At 53.6% G+C, this 17,344-nt stretch carries 17 protein-coding genes; 11 read left to right on the top strand and 6 right to left on the bottom strand.

Annotated elements, in window-relative coordinates; all coding sequences use genetic code 11:
* Positions 1 to 1,046 (top strand): topoisomerase C-terminal repeat-containing protein (locus B2T33_RS12730; RefSeq protein WP_286792226.1); only part of this gene is annotated, 1,046 nt, incomplete at its 5' end.
* Positions 1,047 to 1,094: 48 nt separating this feature from the next.
* Positions 1,095 to 3,515: a ribonuclease R gene (gene rnr, locus B2T33_RS12725; RefSeq protein WP_197147581.1), complete on the top strand. Its 2,421-nt coding sequence runs from the start codon at positions 1,095 to 1,097 to the stop codon at positions 3,513 to 3,515.
* 54 nt (positions 3,516 to 3,569) lie between these two features.
* On the opposite strand, the gene B2T33_RS12720 is transcribed toward rnr, so the two are convergent.
* Positions 3,570 to 3,989 (bottom strand): hypothetical protein, encoded by a 420-nt coding sequence (locus B2T33_RS12720; RefSeq protein ID WP_197147582.1) that lies wholly within the window; start codon positions 3,987 to 3,989, stop codon positions 3,570 to 3,572.
* A gap of 36 nt (positions 3,990 to 4,025) precedes the next feature.
* Positions 4,026 to 4,808: an Hpt domain-containing protein gene (locus tag B2T33_RS12715; protein WP_197147583.1), complete on the bottom strand. Its 783-nt coding sequence runs from the start codon at positions 4,806 to 4,808 to the stop codon at positions 4,026 to 4,028.
* A gap of 188 nt (positions 4,809 to 4,996) precedes the next feature.
* On the opposite strand from B2T33_RS12715, the gene B2T33_RS12710 reads away from it, so the two are divergent.
* From B2T33_RS12710 to rpmG, 3 genes are all read left to right on the top strand, one after another.
* On the top strand, positions 4,997 to 5,401 hold the full coding sequence (locus tag B2T33_RS12710; protein WP_197147584.1) for a DUF983 domain-containing protein: 405 nt from the start codon (positions 4,997 to 4,999) through the stop codon (positions 5,399 to 5,401).
* A gap of 197 nt (positions 5,402 to 5,598) precedes the next feature.
* A complete protein-coding gene (locus tag B2T33_RS12705; RefSeq protein ID WP_286792225.1) occupies positions 5,599 to 7,104 on the top strand; it encodes a S41 family peptidase in 1,506 nt (501 codons plus the stop codon).
* Positions 7,105 to 7,197: 93 nt separating this feature from the next.
* A complete protein-coding gene (rpmG, locus tag B2T33_RS12700; protein ID WP_008890790.1) occupies positions 7,198 to 7,365 on the top strand; it encodes a 50S ribosomal protein L33 in 168 nt (55 codons plus the stop codon).
* A gap of 110 nt (positions 7,366 to 7,475) precedes the next feature.
* Here the strand turns inward: rpmG and B2T33_RS12695 are convergent, their stop codons facing one another.
* Positions 7,476 to 7,850 (bottom strand): DUF423 domain-containing protein, encoded by a 375-nt coding sequence (locus B2T33_RS12695; RefSeq protein ID WP_197147586.1) that lies wholly within the window; start codon positions 7,848 to 7,850, stop codon positions 7,476 to 7,478.
* Between the two features lie 236 nt (positions 7,851 to 8,086).
* The gene (locus tag B2T33_RS12690; protein WP_008890792.1) at positions 8,087 to 8,767 is read right to left on the bottom strand and encodes a Crp/Fnr family transcriptional regulator; all 681 of its coding nucleotides are present in this window, start codon (positions 8,765 to 8,767) and stop codon (positions 8,087 to 8,089) included.
* Between the two features lie 245 nt (positions 8,768 to 9,012).
* On the opposite strand from B2T33_RS12690, the gene B2T33_RS12685 reads away from it, so the two are divergent.
* The 3 genes from B2T33_RS12685 (at position 9,013) to B2T33_RS12675 (ending at position 11,772) form a co-directional block, all read left to right on the top strand.
* Positions 9,013 to 9,849, top strand: a complete 837-nt coding sequence (locus tag B2T33_RS12685; protein ID WP_064789621.1) for an alpha/beta hydrolase — start codon at positions 9,013 to 9,015, stop codon at positions 9,847 to 9,849.
* A gap of 118 nt (positions 9,850 to 9,967) precedes the next feature.
* Positions 9,968 to 11,278 carry a gamma-glutamyltransferase family protein gene (locus B2T33_RS12680; RefSeq protein WP_286792224.1) on the top strand — a complete coding sequence of 437 codons (1,311 nt, stop codon included), beginning with the start codon at positions 9,968 to 9,970 and terminating at the stop codon, positions 11,276 to 11,278.
* A complete protein-coding gene (locus B2T33_RS12675; protein WP_286792222.1) occupies positions 11,275 to 11,772 on the top strand; it encodes a gamma-glutamyltransferase in 498 nt (165 codons plus the stop codon). Before B2T33_RS12680 ends, B2T33_RS12675 begins: the two co-directional genes overlap by 4 nt.
* An 81-nt stretch (positions 11,773 to 11,853) precedes the next feature.
* Here the strand turns inward: B2T33_RS12675 and B2T33_RS12670 are convergent, their stop codons facing one another.
* Positions 11,854 to 12,528 (bottom strand): HAD family hydrolase, encoded by a 675-nt coding sequence (locus tag B2T33_RS12670; protein ID WP_197147587.1) that lies wholly within the window; start codon positions 12,526 to 12,528, stop codon positions 11,854 to 11,856.
* Positions 12,529 to 12,538: 10 nt separating this feature from the next.
* Positions 12,539 to 12,892, bottom strand: a complete 354-nt coding sequence (locus B2T33_RS12665) for an ArsC/Spx/MgsR family protein (protein ID WP_197147588.1) — start codon at positions 12,890 to 12,892, stop codon at positions 12,539 to 12,541.
* Positions 12,893 to 13,035: 143 nt separating this feature from the next.
* Between B2T33_RS12665 and dusA the strand changes: the two genes are divergently transcribed.
* From dusA to B2T33_RS12650, 3 genes are read left to right on the top strand one after another with little or no spacing between them, the layout of a single operon-like run.
* The gene (gene dusA / locus B2T33_RS12660; RefSeq protein WP_197147589.1) at positions 13,036 to 14,031 is read left to right on the top strand and encodes a tRNA dihydrouridine(20/20a) synthase DusA; all 996 of its coding nucleotides are present in this window, start codon (positions 13,036 to 13,038) and stop codon (positions 14,029 to 14,031) included.
* Positions 14,028 to 16,076 (top strand): bifunctional tRNA (5-methylaminomethyl-2-thiouridine)(34)-methyltransferase MnmD/FAD-dependent 5-carboxymethylaminomethyl-2-thiouridine(34) oxidoreductase MnmC, encoded by a 2,049-nt coding sequence (gene mnmC, locus B2T33_RS12655; protein WP_286792217.1) that lies wholly within the window; start codon positions 14,028 to 14,030, stop codon positions 16,074 to 16,076. The genes dusA and mnmC overlap by 4 nt, the downstream gene beginning before the upstream one ends.
* The gene (locus tag B2T33_RS12650; RefSeq protein WP_008890799.1) at positions 16,073 to 17,287 is read left to right on the top strand and encodes a 3-phenylpropionate MFS transporter; all 1,215 of its coding nucleotides are present in this window, start codon (positions 16,073 to 16,075) and stop codon (positions 17,285 to 17,287) included. The genes mnmC and B2T33_RS12650 overlap by 4 nt, the downstream gene beginning before the upstream one ends.
* Positions 17,288 to 17,344: the final 57 nt, after the last annotated feature.

The following is a 17,344-nucleotide window of genomic DNA, read 5'->3' as shown; positions in this document are numbered from 1 at the left end:
CCGATCTGGAAAACCAGCTTGATGAAGTTTCCATGGGCAAGCTGGAATGGAAAGACGTTCTCAAGGATTTCTGGAAGTCGTTCAAAGGCAATGTCGACGAGGCGAAGGAACTCAAGATCACGGACGTCCTTGATGCCCTTCAGGTGATGCTGGAAAACTACCTGTTCCCGCCCCGCGAAGATGGAACAGACGCGCATAAATGCCCGAAATGCACGGATGGAACGCTGAGCCTCAAGCTCGGCAAGTTTGGCGCCTTTCTTGGTTGTTCGAACTATCCGGAATGCAATTATACCCGGCCGCTCGTTGCCAATGAAAACGGCTCCGAATCCGAACTTGACTCCGGCCCCAAAGTCCTTGGCATTGATAAGGAAACCGGCAAGGAAATCACCCTTCGCAAAGGCCCGTATGGTGTTTACGTGCAGCTTGGCGAGGAAGAGGAAGTCGAAGGCAAGAACGGCAAGCCGAAAAAGGTCAAACCGAAACGCACATCCCTGCCCAAGGGATTGGAGCCATCTGTCGTTGACCTGACCAAGGCCGAAGAACTTCTGACCCTGCCACGTGTTGTCGGGATTTATCCCGATACTGGCGAGGAAATGAAGGCCAATATCGGTCGTTTCGGCCCATACGTTCAGGCGGGTAGCATTTTTGCCTCGCTCAAGGCCGACGATGATGTTCTGACGATTGGTGAAAACCGGGCGATCACCCTGATCGCGGATAAGCGTGAGAAGTCCGGCACGGAAATCGGCAAGCATCCCGATGATGGTGAACCGATCTTTGTCGCCGTTGGTCGCTGGGGACCGTTTGTTAAGCACAAGAAAACCATCGCCAATATCCGCGATGTAGAACGTGATGACATCACCCTTGAAATGGCCATCAAGGCCATCAAGGAAAAGGAAGCCAAGTCGGGCAAAACGACCAAGGCCGCGACCAAGAAAACGGCAACCAAAACCGCAACGGCTAAGAAAAAATCCCCTGCGAAAAAGAAAACGGCTGCAAAGAAGCCCGCAGCGAAGAAGACAACCACGAAAAAGGCGGCGGCGAATTAATCGCCGCCTTCCTTTTCTTTGGAATACCTATGAAAGGACGCCGCAACGTTGGCGAACGATACAGAAGACAAAAAACACTTCCCCACCAAGGAAGAGATTATCGAGTTCATCGATATGAGCCCGACACCGGTTGGGAAGCGCGAAATTGCGCGCGCCTTCAACATTAAGGGTGCAGCCAAGATCGAACTCAAAAAGATCCTGAAAGACCTGAAGATTGGTGGCGATGTCGTCAAGGGCCGCCGGCGTTTTGACAAACCCGACCGCCTGCCCCCGGTTGAAGTTCTGGAAATCACCGGCGTTGATGACGACGGCGAAGTTCTGGCCAAACCGAATGTCTGGAAACATGAATACGAACCGCCGCTGATTGTTGTGAAATCAATTCGTCGTGGCGGCCCAAGTGCGCCAGGCATTGGTGACAAGATTCTGGCCAAGCTTCGCTATACCGGCAAGCATACATACGAAGCCAGCATCATGCGGGTCCTTGGAAGCGGGCCACAGCGCGTCTTGGGGCTTTATCGCCCCAATGAACGCGAAGGCCGCGTTGTGCCCACAGATCGCAAGGATAGCGGCGAGATCGCGGTTCCGCTGGATGATCATCCTGATCTTGAAAGCGGCGCACTGGTTTTGACCGAAATTTTGCCGGGCAAACATTTTGGGCTGCGCAAAGGCCGGATTACCGAGGTTCTTGGCAATATCAATGAACCGAAATCCATCAGCCTTGTATCGATCCATGCGCGCGGCATTCCATTTGAGTTCCCGCCTGAAGTCGAACTTCAGGCACGCGAGTCCAAGGCAACACCTCTGGGCAAACGCACTGATCTGCGCGACATCCCGCTGGTCACCATTGATGGTGCCGATGCGCGTGACTTTGACGATGCCGTCTGGGCCGAAGCCGACCCCGATCCCGCCAATGAAGGCGGCTGGCACATCATGGTCGCGATCGCTGATGTGTCCTGGTATGTGCGTCCGGGCGATGCACTTGATCGCGAAGCGGTCAAACGCGGCAATAGCTGCTATTTCCCGGATCGTGTGGTGCCGATGTTGCCGTTTGAGCTTTCGAACGGCTGGTGTTCGCTTGTCCCGCATGAAGATCGCGGCTGCATGGCGGTTGAAATGTGGCTGGATAAACACGGCCATAAACTGCGTCACAAATTCTGCCGCGGAATGATGAAGTCGGCCGCCCGACTGACCTATGATCAGGTTCAGCGCGCCATGGACGGCCAGCCAGACGACACCACCGGTCCACTGGTTGATACCATCATCAAGCCGCTGTATGGCGCGTTCAATGCGTTTTTGGAAGCACGCAAGAAACGTGGCGTGCTCGAGCTTGATGTGCCCGAACGCAAGATCGAGCTTAATGACAGCGGACAGATCGTTGCCATTGCACCGCGTGCACGGTTTGACAGTCACAAGCTGATCGAAGAATTCATGATCGCAGCCAATGTCTGTGCTGCTGAGGAACTTGAACGTATCAAGCAGCCCTGCATGTATCGTATCCACGATGCACCGAGCGAGGAAAAGCTTGAAGCGCTGCACGAATTCCTTGAAGGCGCTGGCTACAAGCTGAACAAGGCATCGGTCCTGAAACCGCGTGATTTCAACCGCATTCTTGAACTGGCCAAGGACACGCCAGAGTCTGAGCTGATCAACACGGTCGTTCTACGCAGCCAGTCACAGGCCATGTACAGCCCCGACAATATCGGGCACTTCGGCCTTGCACTGAAACGGTATGCGCACTTTACCTCCCCGATCCGGCGCTATGCCGACCTTCTGGTCCATCGTGCTTTGATCGCGGGCCTCAAGCTTGGTGAAGGCGGTTTGACGCCCGAAGAAGGCGAACGGTTCGAACAGATTGGTGAGGACATCTCGGGCACCGAACGACGGGCGGCCATGGCCGAACGCGATGCGGTTGACCGTTATGTCGCTGCCTATATGTCTGACAAGGTCGGGGCGGAATTCCCCGGTAAGATTTCTGGCGTCACCCACTTTGGTCTGTTTGTTTCATTGAACGAAACAGGTGCAGACGGGCTGGTTCCGATATCTACCCTGCCCGATGACTATTACATCCATGACGCAGCAAGCCACGCACTTGTCGGGCAAAATCGCGGCAAGAAGTTCCAACTGGGTGATACGGTTGTCGTCAGGATCGCCGATGCCGATGCGGCCACCGGATCATTGGCATTGCGACTTGCCGAACACGCCGACATTACCGCCCGCGATCTGGTTGAACGGCCGCGCGGACGTCGTGGTGCGGGCAAACGGCGTGGCAGCCCCGGCGACCGCAGCCATCGCCATGGCAGCAAGCCCGGTTTCCGATCCGGGCCGCGGGATGCAAATGGTCCGGCTGGGTCGTCTGCGACCAAGTCCAAAGGCAAGAAAGCAGCGGCAAAGAAAAAGACCACACCGAAAAAGCAGCGCAAGCTGGTGGCATCCAATCGGGTAGCGCGTAAAAACACAAAAACCGATTAATCAAACAGCTTAGTAAAAAAAAGGCGGCGAACGCAGATTTCGCCGCCTTTTTTATCAGCTATTTACTTCCAGATGGGCAATAATATCTGTGTAAAATGCCATGTAAGCATAAACAAAAGTCATAGCCAAAACGGCACAGAACATATAAAAATCGCTATCTTTCCAAATCTGCTGCCAAATACTTATCTCCAACCCAGCATGATTTCTTTTTGCCCGATAATGTGAAAACATATTGAAGCAGGAAACACCACCTAGAAAAATCATAAATAAGCCGGCCAAATTTATCAGATTTTCGGCTTTCTGTGTTTTTTCATTAACAATTAAATACGCAAACCCTCCTCCGATTGCCATAGCGGCTTTCATGAAGAATTCAAAATTCCAGTATATTCTATTGTTATGATACTCTCTTCGCGGCCAATTACCACCATACGGCTCTGTAGATTTTTCTTCTTTCGGATCGCTGTCTTCTGTCATCTCAACACTCTTATTGTGAAACAAAGATGATTTTTCTCACACTATTGTAGAAATGAATCTGTTTAAATGGTCAGCTGTCTGCTTCCCTTTATTGCTTATAATTGCAACCCTCTCAGGCAAACCTTCAAGATCGGGATGTGATGCATCGAAACTCGTCAACAGGCCGAGCTTTTTGTCTGACAGGGTCTTCATCGCAGCCAAGGCACGGATCAGTTCGATCCCGCTGAGCCCATCAAGCACAGCCGCGGTAATGACGGCATCCGGGCGCGATTGAACCACCGTTTCGAACGCCTCGACGGCCGAACGGGCGGTGATGGTGCGAAAACCCTTTTCACGCAGTGCACGCTGCAAAAAATGCCCCTGCACAGCGGTCGCGGTGACAAGAAGGACTTCCTTATCCTGCGCGACCGCAACTTCGGATGCATCGTCTTGCTCATCCGCCTTGGCACTGCGGGTTGGCAGGGAACGCAGAATACGGGTTTCTTCTTCGGCCTGGGGGTTGGTGCCACTTTCGATGATCTCGCGGATCCAGCTGGTGAAATCCACCAGCGATGCCGCTTCGAGATCATCAATTTCGCTTAGTTCGGCAATATAATCTTCAAGCCGATGCGCAATCGCGCCCACCAGCGGGAAGCCGAATGATCCGGCAAGTCCTTTGACGGTGTGTGCCTCGCGCCGCAGTTCGGCAATTCCCGGTCCGGCTTCGTCCATTCCGCCAGCAACGCGATCAATCGTGGTTTCAATACGATCAATGCGTTCGATGGTGTCCTCGATGAAGTCCTGTTTCAGACCGGCAATGACTGCGTCTGCACTTCCCACTGGGCACTCCCTTGGCAACTGTTCGATCAAGCAAATGTGACCATGTATACGCCCCTGAGGTGAATAGGCAGGGCCGATTTTACTTGCTTGCGCAACCGAACATCATGATGATGGCGTACAGTCTCAATGCCTGTTTTCGCCACACGGATCAAGAGGGCGCTGAGATATGACAGGAGTTAATTTTATATATGAATGCCCCACACGATATTTCTCCCGACACAAATGCCACCAACAGCAACCAAAGCAGCGGTCGACTGATGACCGGTTTGCGTCGCGGATTTCGCCGCAAATGCCCGAATTGTGGCCACGGTTTTGCTTTTGGCGGCTATTTGAAGCTTCGTTCCGAGTGTGATGTTTGCAATCACCCAATCGGGGAATATCGTTGTGATGATGCCCCGCCCTACTTCACGATCTTTCTAGTCGGACACATCGTGGTTCCGGGTGCCTTGGCGATGGAACAGAATTTCAGCCCGTCCATGGCACTGCAACTTTCGATCTGGCTTCCGGCCACCGTCGCCTTGTGCCTTGGCTTTCTGCCCTTTATCAAAGGGGCTGTTCTTGGCACTCAATGGGCCATGCGCATCAAAGGATAGTCGTTGGCAGAATGCCAATTTTTCCAGTAGAATGCGTAGGTTATCTCGCCTGAATTAACCGGATTGTTTAATTGGTCGCACTTCGCGTAGCACAGAATGCATATTACAATCCCGACGCAGGAGTGCGACGTTTGCGGCGCACCTGTGTTGCCGTCGGGTTATGTGTATTGCAGGCTGCCTGCGCCACTTCAGACCGGATGGCAGTAACCTCGCCTGATGATCCGCAGACGCGCGAGCTGATTTCTCAAACAATCGAACTTGTCGCAACACGCTATATCGATCCGATCAGCCGTGAACAGATCCTGGTGAGCACCCTTGATGGACTCTCATCGATTGACGAAAACATTCGCGTCGACATCACCCCGAGTGATTTGGTCTTGCAATATGATGACCGAACAGTCGGCAAGATTGCCCTTCCGGCGTCATCCGATGGTATGGTGGATCACGAAAACCTTCAGATCTGGTCCGAAATCACGCTAACCGGATTGGCAAGATACCGGGCGCACTCAGCCAAACTGCGCAGCACGGACACCAAAGACATCGAGTCTGCCCTGATCAGTGGTGCGATCCGCAATCTGGACCGTTACAGCCGCTATGAGGGGCCGGTACGTGCAGAAAATGCCCGCAACCGTCGTGACGGCTATATTGGCATCGGCGTTCGTGTGGTTGGCGGAAGTGGCTACCCTGTTGTCAAACTTGTTCATGCGGAAAGCCCGGCTGCGCGTACCGGACTGCATCCCGGCGATCAGATCCTGACGGTCAATGGCGAGGACATGTATGGCAAAGCCAGTCGCTATGCTGCCGACTTGCTGCATGGCGAAGAAGGAACATCTGTCCTGCTTGAGGTGAATGCAGCCAAAAGCAATGCCATCACCCCCATGGAGATACTGCGTGAACGGGTGATTGACCGCACAGTGTTCGATGATGTCCGTGACAATATCCTGGTTGCGCGTGTCAGCAGCTTCAACTCAGCAACCGCGTCAACGCTTGCAGACAGCATCATGAAGGCGAAACTTTATGATGGTGGCCTTCAAGGTGTTATTCTCGACCTTCGTGGAAACCGTGGCGGACTTCTGCAACAGGGCGTTGCGGTGGCTGACCTGTTTCTGGCCGATGGTCCGATCGGAAAGACATTTTCGCGTGTCACAGCCGCACGTCACATATTCAAGGCAGAAACCGGCGATTTGACCAATGGCGCGCCGCTGGTTGTCCTGATTGACGGACGCACAGCGTCGTCAGCGGAACTGGTTGCAGCAGCCCTTCAGGATCGCCATCGTGCTGTGCTGATCGGGTCCACAAGCTTTGGCAAGGGGTCCGTTCAGGCAATCAATGATCTGCCCAACCATGGGACATTGACCTTTACCTGGTCGCGCATGACAGCCCCTTCTGGATACACCTTTGATAGAATCGGTCTTTTCCCGGCTATCTGCACGAAATCAGGCACAGGTAGCACCGCTATTCACAAGGTGGCGAACGCCCTGTCACAGCGTGATGAGACCGCCTCGGTGATGATGAAATGGCGCAAGCTGGACTATCAGGACGAAAAGAGCCGCCGTGAACTGCGCAGCGTTTGTCCGGCCAGCACAAATGGTGAAACATTTGATGTCGAAGTTGCACTTGAGCTGCTGAAAAATAACCGTGAATACAAGAATCTGGCCTATGTCGGACAACAGGAAATCGCCGATACTTTTGCCAGCCAATAAAATTACATTCTTTTTTCCAAAATGGCTTGACACTCTGCCGATAACCTTTATGTTCCGCCGCCTGAGATACACCTGAACACAGGATGCAGAGACATGGCGAAGCCCGCTTCGATCCTCGTAAAGTTGGTAAGCACCGCAGACACCGGTTACTTCTATGTTGTTAAGAAGAACCCGCGGAATACCACCGAGAAATTCCAGTTTCGCAAGTACGACCCGGTCGTGCGTAAGCACGTCGTGTTCAAAGAAGCGAAAATGAAGTAATCTGGTTCTTCGGAACTCGATTGCAAAGATTTAAAAAAGACGTGTCCTTCGGGACACGTCTTTTTTGTTTGTACTTGCCTGCTTCAGGTTAAATGCCACGTGCTGCGATATCAGCCAAAGCGTCTGTATCCCGCCGCAGCAAGCAACAACCAGCCCCCAATAAAGGCAAAACCGCCAATCGGCGCCACGGCACCAAACGCAGAAACACCGCCAAAGGCAATGGCGTACAAAGACCCGCAGAAGAAAACGATCCCGACAAGCATTGCATAGGCGGCAATGCGCAGGAACTTCTCATCGGGCACATGATGAACCAGACCAGCAATCGCGGCCAGGGCAACAGCATGTACGAGCTGATAATGCGCGCCCTTCTCGACCAGGCCACGTGCATAATCCATTTCGCTTCCAGCCATGCCATGGGCGGCAAACGCCCCCAACGCAACCGCCATCGCACCATTCAGTCCGGCCATAACCACAGAAATACGCATCAGAGGTTCCCTTAAAAAGAAGTGCTGTTGTTTCGTACAGATTAGACATCAACAAATCTGTCCGCCATGCGAAAACGCAAAAAAATGGCCGTACAACAAGTGTACGGCCAGTAACTCTCTTGGGGGAGATGTGCCGGAACATTTAAATGTCCGCCACACCAATACCTTTACCTGTCGATCACCCTCTTCTCTGTGACAGTCATCACATGAAGACAAAAAAATCATACAAATACGACCTAATGAATTGACTCACTTAGGAATTCTTCAAGTCGGCGCACATCCGGGACGAAAAGACCGGTCTCAACCTTTGTCACCAGTTGGCGACGCCCAAGCGTGCTCATGACGCGTGCAACGGTTTCACGCGATGTGCTGACACGCCCGGCGACCTCGGAATGAACCGGAACGGGTGACAAAAGTGCCGAGCCGTTATCGTCACAAACATTGTTGGCACGGCGCAAAATTTCCGCCACGACCCGTTCGTTGGCGCCAAGTGTGCTAACATCAACAATTCTTCGGGTCGAGTTCCGCACAATTCTGGCCAGTTCGCTAATCACGTTCCAGGCAACTGACGGGTGATTTTTGACGACCTTTTCAAAGTTGGCCGGGCTCAAAATACCGACACTGGTATCGTCAACCGCAATCACACAGGCCGAACGCGGTTGCCCGTCAATGGCAGAAAGTTGGCCGACACAGCCACCTGCCCCGATTTCCTCAAGGGTGATTTCGCGCCCCGAAAGCGAGTAATTAACGATCCGTACCCGCCCGGACAAAATCAGGTAAACGTCCGAACTATCTGATTCCGGTTCGATAATTTGCGTCCCGGCCGCAAACGTCTTTCGGTTGACGTGGCGTTCGACGTCTGCAATCGCGCTCTCATCGAGATCCGCGAAAATGCCGACCACTGATAATTTAACCATATCCCCCAAGCTTCTCACTACGGTGTTGTTAGTGTCCGGAGCACAGACCCCCTGCGTTCCCTCACATCTTTTACTGTCCCGGACGCAATCATAAGCAAACAACTTCAGACTGACAATCATTGCCAAACCAAAGTCGGACTCCCACATGTGATTGGACAAGATTATGCTGCATGTGCGAACATAATCGAGTTCTTTTTAATCAAGGCATATATTTGCATCGATCCCGCATCGCGAGGAGGCAGGCCATGAGTCCCGAATTGGAGATTTTCCGTCGCAGCCCGACCGGCAAACCCAAAAGTAAACATCCATTGGTGTTTGTACATGGCGCCTATACCGGGGCGTGGTGCTGGAACGAACATTTCCTGACCTGGTTTGCAGATCGCGGCTTTGAGACCGTGGCGTTTTCCTTGCGCGGCCATGGCGGAAGTGGCGGCCGCGAACTGCGCAGCCTCGCATCCATTGACGATTACGTCGAAGACCTTGAAGAGGTTGTCGAGACCCTTGGCAAGAAGCCGGTGCTGATTGGTCATTCGATGGGCGGCTATGTCATTCAGAAATATCTCGAACGCCACAGTGCCGAGGCCGCCGTCCTGATGGCCTCAGTTCCGCCGGAAGGCCTGATTGCCAGCAATGCGATGATGGCAATGGCCCAGCCCGATCTGTTTTTCCATATGTTCTGGCTTCAGGCCATTGGCCCCCATACCCTGCTTCGTGAACGTCTGGGGCGGGCGATGCTGTCGCCTGATATCGCCGAAGATGAAGGCATGATCTATTTCGGTCGGCTCGAAACGGAAAGCCAGCGGGCGATTACGGACATGATGGGCGCAAACCCGATCTTCCTGACAAAGGATGAAGCGCCAGCCATGCTGGTCATGGGCGCACGCGACGATGAAATCATCCAGAGCGAGCTGATCCACCACACAGCCAAGCGCTATGGCGCGGATTATGCTCTGATTGACGATATTCACCACGCGATGATGCTCGATCAAAACTGGGAAAAGGTCGCCGAAACCATACTGGAATGGCTGCAGGTCAAGCTCGTCAGCCAACAGCGCAGCAAAGGCAACAAGACAGCAGCCTAGGCAACCTACACTGGATTTTTACTGCACATTTGCACCCGCATCTGCCACGATGCGGGTGTTTTCTTTTGAGCGCCCCGACAAACAAAATACCCCGCCAAACAAAACAAAGGTCTGGAACATGCCCCTTAACGCTCCTGTATCTTTCGAAACAGTCAAACTTCGCCCACAACTTCTGGCAGCCCTTATCGCTGCGGGCTTATGCGCATGCCTTGGCCAAGGTGCTGTTGCCCAACAAACAACAGACGCCGTTGCGCCTGAGGCAAGCACGGCCGGTTCCTCGTCCGAAATGCGCAAGGCCGCCACTGCCAGCAACTGGATGATCAGTGCTGCAAACACGCTGGCAGTTCAGGCAGGTGCTAATATCTTGCGGTCTGGTGGCAACGCCATTGATGCGATGGTCACCATTCAGACCATGCTTGGCCTTGTCGAACCGCAATCGTCCGGGCTTGGGGGCGGCGCATTTTTGGTTTATTTCGATGCAGCGACTGGAAAGCTGACCACGCTTGATGGCCGCGAAACCGCGCCTCTGAACGCAACGCCGACGCTATTCCAGGATGAAAACGGCGAACCGCTTAATTTTTATGATGCGGTTGTTGGCGGCAGGTCGGTTGGTACGCCCGGAACCCCTGCCCTGATGAAAGCTGCACACGAAAAGTGGGGGCAGCTTCCTTGGAAGAGCCTGTTCGATCCGGCAATTGGTATCGCCACAACGGGCTTTGAAGTTTCTCCACGTCTTGCTGCCTTGATCGCTGATGATCAGGAAAAACTTTCACGCGATCCCGAAGCAAAGGGCTATTTCTTTGACAAGGATGGCGAGCCACTTGCGGCCGGTACGGTTCTTCAAAATCCGAAATATGCCAAGACCCTTCAAGATCTGGCAGCCAACGGGACCGTGAATTTCTATCAGGGTCAGATCGCCCAGGACATTGTCGACAAGGTTAAGGGTGCCAGTTGGAACCCCGGCGTCCTGTCACTTGCGGATTTTGCCAACTATCAGGTCAAGGAACGCCCACCCGCCTGTATCGAGTATCGCGATCATGATGTGTGCGGCATGGGACCACCTTCTTCGGGGGCGCTAACGGTCGGACAGATCCTTGGACTGGTTGAACCCTATGATATCGCCGCGATGGGCCCTGAGTCTGCGCAAAGTTGGCGTTTGATCGGTGATGCATCGCGTTTGGCATTTGCAGATCGCGGACGTTACATGGCAGATATTGATTTTGTCCCGATGCCATTGACGGGCTTGCTCGATAAAACCTATCTGGCGGAACGATCCAAACTGCTTGATCGGGATACCGCACTTGAATCCGTCGAACCCGGCATGCCAAGCTTTAGCCACGCCATGAAATTGGCCGACGACGAAGCGATTGAACGCCAAGCACCAGCCATTTCTCGATCGTCGATATCTATGGCAATGCGGTTTCGATGACGACCACGATTGAAAACGGCTTTGGTTCACGCCTGATGGTGAACGGCTTTATGCTCAATAACGAGCTGACCGATTTCTCGTTCAAGACCCATTCCGATGGCGTCCCTATTGCCAACGCCTTGGCACCGGGCAAACGCCCGCGTTCATCGATGGCGCCCACCATCGTGATGAAAGACGACAAACCGGTAATTGTCACGGGTTCACCGGGTGGATCGCGTATCATTGGGTATGTGGCCCAATCGCTTATCGGGATGATTGATTGGAACATGTCGCCCAAGGACGCCATCGACATGCCCCACCTGGTCAACCGGTTCGGCACCTTTGACCTTGAAGCCGGATCCGATGCCGAAAACTTGGCCCCGGCACTGGAAGGCATGGGCTTTAAGACCGATATCCGCGATCTTAATTCCGGCATTCACGCCATTATGATCACCGAAGACGGCCTGATTGGCGGGGCTGATTCCCGCCGCGAAGGCATTGTGGTTGGTGAATAAAGACATCCTGCGAAAACAAAAGAACGGGCAGCCCCAACACGGCGCTGCCCGTTCTTTTTTGATGGACACTATGAACGCCAGCTAGGCTGCAGACATCCAATCGGCCAACAGCCGATAAAGGTCGCGATGGTCGGTCGCAATATGATGCGCACCGGCATCAAGAAGGTAGTTGGCCGGCGTAATATCGACAAGACCGATGGTCGTCGCACCGGATGCAACACCTGCGCGCACGCCATTCTGGCTGTCATCGACAACAATGCAGTCCTTGATATCGACACCGATTTTCTGTGCGGCCAGCAAAAAGACATCCGGATGCGGCTTAGGGTTTTCGACATCATGTGCCGAGCAAACCCGCCCTTCAAAACGTTCCTTCAAGCCAACCTTGGCCAGCGACACATCCATCTTGGCATGTGGACCGTTGCTGCCAATCGCAATGGGAATGTTGTTTTCTTCCAGCAGATCAAGCACCGGATCAAGATGTGCGAACGGTGTCAGATCGTTGCGAAAGGCCGTAAACGTACGTTCGTAGCATTCAGACAGCCAGTCTTCTGGCAGCGTAATGCCAAACATCTGTTCCATTTTTGGCGGCACCATCGCCAATGTGCCACCAATGAAAAGATCATGGGTCTTCGCCATATCCATGTCGCAGCCATAATCACAAAGCTGCTCTGTCAACACGCGACAGGCAAGTGTTTCAGTATCGACCAAAACACCATCACAATCAAAGATCACACCCCGAACGACCGGCTTTGCCATTTCCGCCCCCTTACAATCCGGCCAGATCAGACCAGCGTTCCTCATCATAGGCGACCGTCCGGGTCGAACCGAAATCAACAACCGGACGTTTGATCACGGTCGGATTGGCGGCAAGCACCGCGGCCGCAGCGGCACCGCCCTGCTCCAATGTTGCCTTGTCGTCGTTACTCAGGTTGCGATAACTCGGCCCACGCTTGTTGATCAAAACCTTACCCCCGACTTCATCAAGCCAGGCTTCAATGGTCTTGGCGTCAATACCGTCAGCACGGAAATCATGGAGCTTGTTTTCAATACCCTTGGCCTCAAACCATTTAAGGGTTTTGCGGACAGTGTCGCAGTTCTTGATGCCGTAAATCGTAACCATATCAAATCCTGTACTTTAATATCTTCGGGATGCTGCCATGCATCGCGCAATCGGTTTTGACCCTAAATCCCGGAACCTATATAAAGACCGCGCTTGGAATACAGCAACCCTCTTCACCCGGCTTTGACAAAAACGGTAGGCAAATGACTGTTAATCGGCGTATTTCCGTCGCCCCGATGATGGATTGGACGGATCGGCATGATCGCTATTTTCTGCGGCAGATCAGTCGTCATACGTTGCTTTATACCGAAATGGTCACCACGGGCGCCATTCTTCACGGCGGCGTAGACCGTCATTTGCGCTATAACGATGCCGAGCACCCTGTTGCGCTTCAGCTTGGTGGCAGCGACCCGGATGATCTGGCGCGCGCCTGCGAAATCGCCAATGACTATGCCTATGATGAAATCAATCTGAATTGCGGTTGCCCGTCTGATCGTGTGCAGAACGGCGCCTTTGGTGCCTGCCTGATGGCAACGCCCGATGTCGTTGCGAAGTGCGTGAAATCGATGATTTCGGCCAGCAACGCCCCGGTGACAGTCAAAAACCGCATCGGCATTGACGATCAGGAAGACTACCCGTCGCTTAAACGCTTTACCGAAACGGTTGCCGAGGCTGGCTGCAAGACTTTCATCGTTCACGCGCGCAAGGCGTGGCTCAAAGGTCTTTCGCCCAAGGAAAACCGAGAAGTTCCGCCGTTAAAGTACGAATTGGTCTATCAGCTTAAACAGGAATTCCCGGAGCTTGAAATCCTGATCAACGGTGGCATCAAGACGCTTGATGAAACCGCCGAGCATCTGAAACATGTCGATGGTGTCATGATCGGGCGTGAAGCCTATCAGAACCCTTATGTTCTGGCCGATGTCGACCGGCGTTTTTATGGCGATGATGCCAAGCCCCTGACCCGCCATCAGGTGGTTGAGGCAATGCTGCCCTATATCGAAGAACACCTGAAAGAAGCAAACGGCACCATTGGCCATGTCACCCGCCATATGCTGGGCCTGTTCCAGCAAATGCGCGGTGCAAAACAATGGCGCCGTTATCTGAGCGAAAATGCCCATCGCAAAGGGGCTGGTACGGAAGTCGTACGCGAAGCCCTGGCCCTTGTCCCCGAAAAGGATGACGAGGTCCTGTCTGCATGACGGCAAACGATGTCACCATGCCAGCGGAGGGTGATGAACCAAGACCTGCTGGCGAAATAACCTGGCAGGATGGCAATGTGCCGTTCTCTCCGCATTTTGGTGATATCTATTTCAATCCCAAGGATGGGCTTGCTGAAACGCGCTATGTGTTTCTTGAGGGTAACAACCTTCCATCTGCCTGGCAGAACCGCGAAAGCTTTGCTATTGGCGAAACCGGCTTTGGCACCGGACTGAACTTTCTGGCCGCGTGGCAAAGCTGGAACAGTGATCTCAAACGATCCAGACGCCTGCATTTCGTTTCCGTTGAAAAATACCCGCTGTCGCGCGATGACATGATCCGCGCACACCAGAGCTGGCCAGAATTATCGCAATATTCCAAACAGCTTGCCGAAATCTGGCCGCATGAAACCATGTTGCCCGGTGTACACCGCTTTTCCCTTGCCCATGGCAATGTCAGTCTGACGCTTTTGATCGGCGATGCGATTGAATGCTGGTCTGACTATGACGGGAATATTGATTGCTGGTTTCTTGATGGCTTTGCCCCGTCGCGCAATCCCGATATGTGGCATCCTCACTTGTTTGCTGCCCTTGCCGGCGCGTCCAACCCGCGTGGTGCAAGCCTTGCGACTTTTACTGCCGCACGCATTGCACGTGACGGGCTGGAAAGTGCGGGATTTGAAATCAGCAAGCGCAAAGGGTTTGGCTATAAACGCGACATGATCACGGCAACGCTTCCGGCACCGAACGTTGACAACGACAATACGCTGGGCCTTTTCGAAATCGCCGATGATCCTTGGTTTAACCTTCCCCGTCCCAAGAAAACCAAATCTGTCGCCGTCATCGGTGGGGGTCTTGCCGGTGCGGCCTGCGCGGATGCCTTAAACGCACGTGGCCTTGCCGTAACCCTTTTTGAAAAGGCCGATCAACTGGCCAGCGCGGCATCAGGCAACCCGATTGGCATGTTGGAGCCCTATCTGACCGTTGATGATGCCATCATGGGCCGGTTTTATGAGGCTGGTTATCGTTTCAGCCATCGCAAGATCAAAAAACTTTCCAATCAGGGGTTGGTCGAGGCCGATTTCTGCGGTGTGATTGATCTTGCCACCAGTGCACGCAAACGTGAAAGGCTTGATGGCCTGATCGCGCGCCTTGGCGACAAACCCGACCTTGTCGAGGCGCTTGACGGTGATCAGGCCTCAGAACGATTTGGCCTGCCCTTGCCCTATGGCGGTGTTTTTTATCCATCCGCCGGCTGGGTTAATCCGCCGTCGGTGGTACGGGCTTTTTCTGATGGTATAGATATTCGGCTTTCAACAACCATCACGGCCATTAGCGATGCTGAACAAGGCAAAGTCCTGACCGATGAAAACGGGGCTTCCTATGGGCCGTTTGATGCCGTTATCATCGCTGGCGCGCTTGAAATGCAGATGATGGGTCAGACAAGCTGGCTTAGAGATCACCTGACCCCTGTTCGTGGTCAGATCAGCTTTTTGCCAGAAGAAATCTTGGCAAACCTTGGGAATGGTTCCGTCATTAAGTGCGTTCTGAGCCACAAGGGCTACATCACACCAGCGCGCGATGGCCTGCATGTATTTGGGGCCACTTTTGGACGCGACGATGCGCAGACGGACCTACGCGAAGATGACCACGCATTTAACATTTCCCAGCTTGGCAAAGTCCTGCCCGATGTTGCGGAAAAGCTCTCGCCTGACATGCTTCAAGGCCGGGCATCCTTGCGCACGACAACCGCGGATCACCTGCCCCTGATCGGTCCTGCGCCGGATTTTGACGCCTATCTTGCGTCATATGGCGACATCGACAAGGGCAAAAAAGGCGCGCGATATATCGATGCGCCCTACCACAAAGACGTGTATATCTGTACCGGTTTCGGGGCCCGCGGACTGATCGGCGCCCCGCTTGCCGCCGAGATTCTTGCCAGTGAGATTTGCGATATGCCCCTGCCTCTGGAAAAAGTGCTGATGCATGCCATTCATCCGGCGCGTTTCATCATTCGCGGCCTCAAGCGTCGGCAACTCACCGCATGAACACGCCAAACGCCACACCATCATCGAAACCATCACCAGCCACCGACCCGGACCGGATGAAAACGGCGGCAACGCTGGCGTTGTTCTTTTCCGGACTGTTTCTGATTCAGGGTGTTTTTCTGCCTTATTGGCCGGTCTGGCTAAAATCCCAGGGATTATCGGCAGCCGAAATCGGGATCTTGTTATCACTGCCGAACTGGGTGCGTGTCTTTGCCGATCCGTTGATTGCCCAACGCGCTGATCGCACCGGCAATCGCAAGACCCCGATGATGTGGCTTGCCGGGATCTATGTTTTATCCATTCTGGCCTTCCCCATCTCGAGCGATTTCTGGTGGCTTGCCGCCCTTTCCGTCGTGATCGGCTTTACCTTCTCGCCGCTGCTGCCGCTTGGCACGACCATTACGGTGCATGAATGTAAGGCGCGTGAACTTGATTATGGTCGGGTGCGGCTGTGGGGATCGCTTGCCTTCATTCTGGCATCCTATGGGGCGGGCTGGGTTCTGGATGGAACATCAACAGAATGGATCGTCTGGATGCTGTTCGTTGCGGGGATCGTGAATTTTGCGATTACCACCCGCATGCCTGACCCGCAGACAGATCGTCCGCTCAGATCCGGTTCTTCGCTGATGTATCTGCTGCGCAAACCGGTTTTCCTGATTTATCTTGCCTGCATCGGATTTGCCCAGGGTGCTCATGGCACCTATTACGCCTTTGCCTCTGTCCATTGGGAATCAGCCGGTTACTCGCATGAAATGATTGGCGTTTTCTGGTCAATTGGTGTGATTGCCGAGATCGTTCTGTTTGCTGTCGCCGGGCGGTTTGTCCGTGGTCGCCATCCCGGTATCTTGTTTGCGATTGGTGCGGGATCAGGAATTTTACGCTGGATTGTACTGGGCACAACCGACAATCTATGGTTGATTATCTTGGTTCAACCCCTTCATGCTATGACATTCGGGATCACGCATTTGGCCGCTGTCAGTTTTATCGCCCGCGCCATACCCCAACAACTTGCCACCTCGGCACAAAGCCTGATGGCAACACTGTCCATGGGCGTTTTCCTTGGTAGCAGCATCTGGATTTCCGGCCCGCTGTATGAACAGTTCGGATCGCAGGTCTATTACCTGATGGCGGTATTTTCGGCGATTTCGATGGGATTTGCGATTGTGCTGACACGAGCCTGGCGCGGAGAGGATCAGACTTTTTGCAACTGATTAACCTTACCGGCACCGATAGAAACACAATAATTTTGAACTCAAAGGGGCCTTTGA

The sequence above is a fragment of the Thalassospira sp. UBA4513 genome (genome assembly GCF_002388495.1).
Lineage (GTDB): Bacteria > Pseudomonadota > Alphaproteobacteria > Rhodospirillales > Thalassospiraceae > Thalassospira > Thalassospira tepidiphila.
The sequence above is the reverse complement of the archived record's forward strand: the minus strand, read 5'-3'. Positions and strand labels throughout refer to the sequence as shown.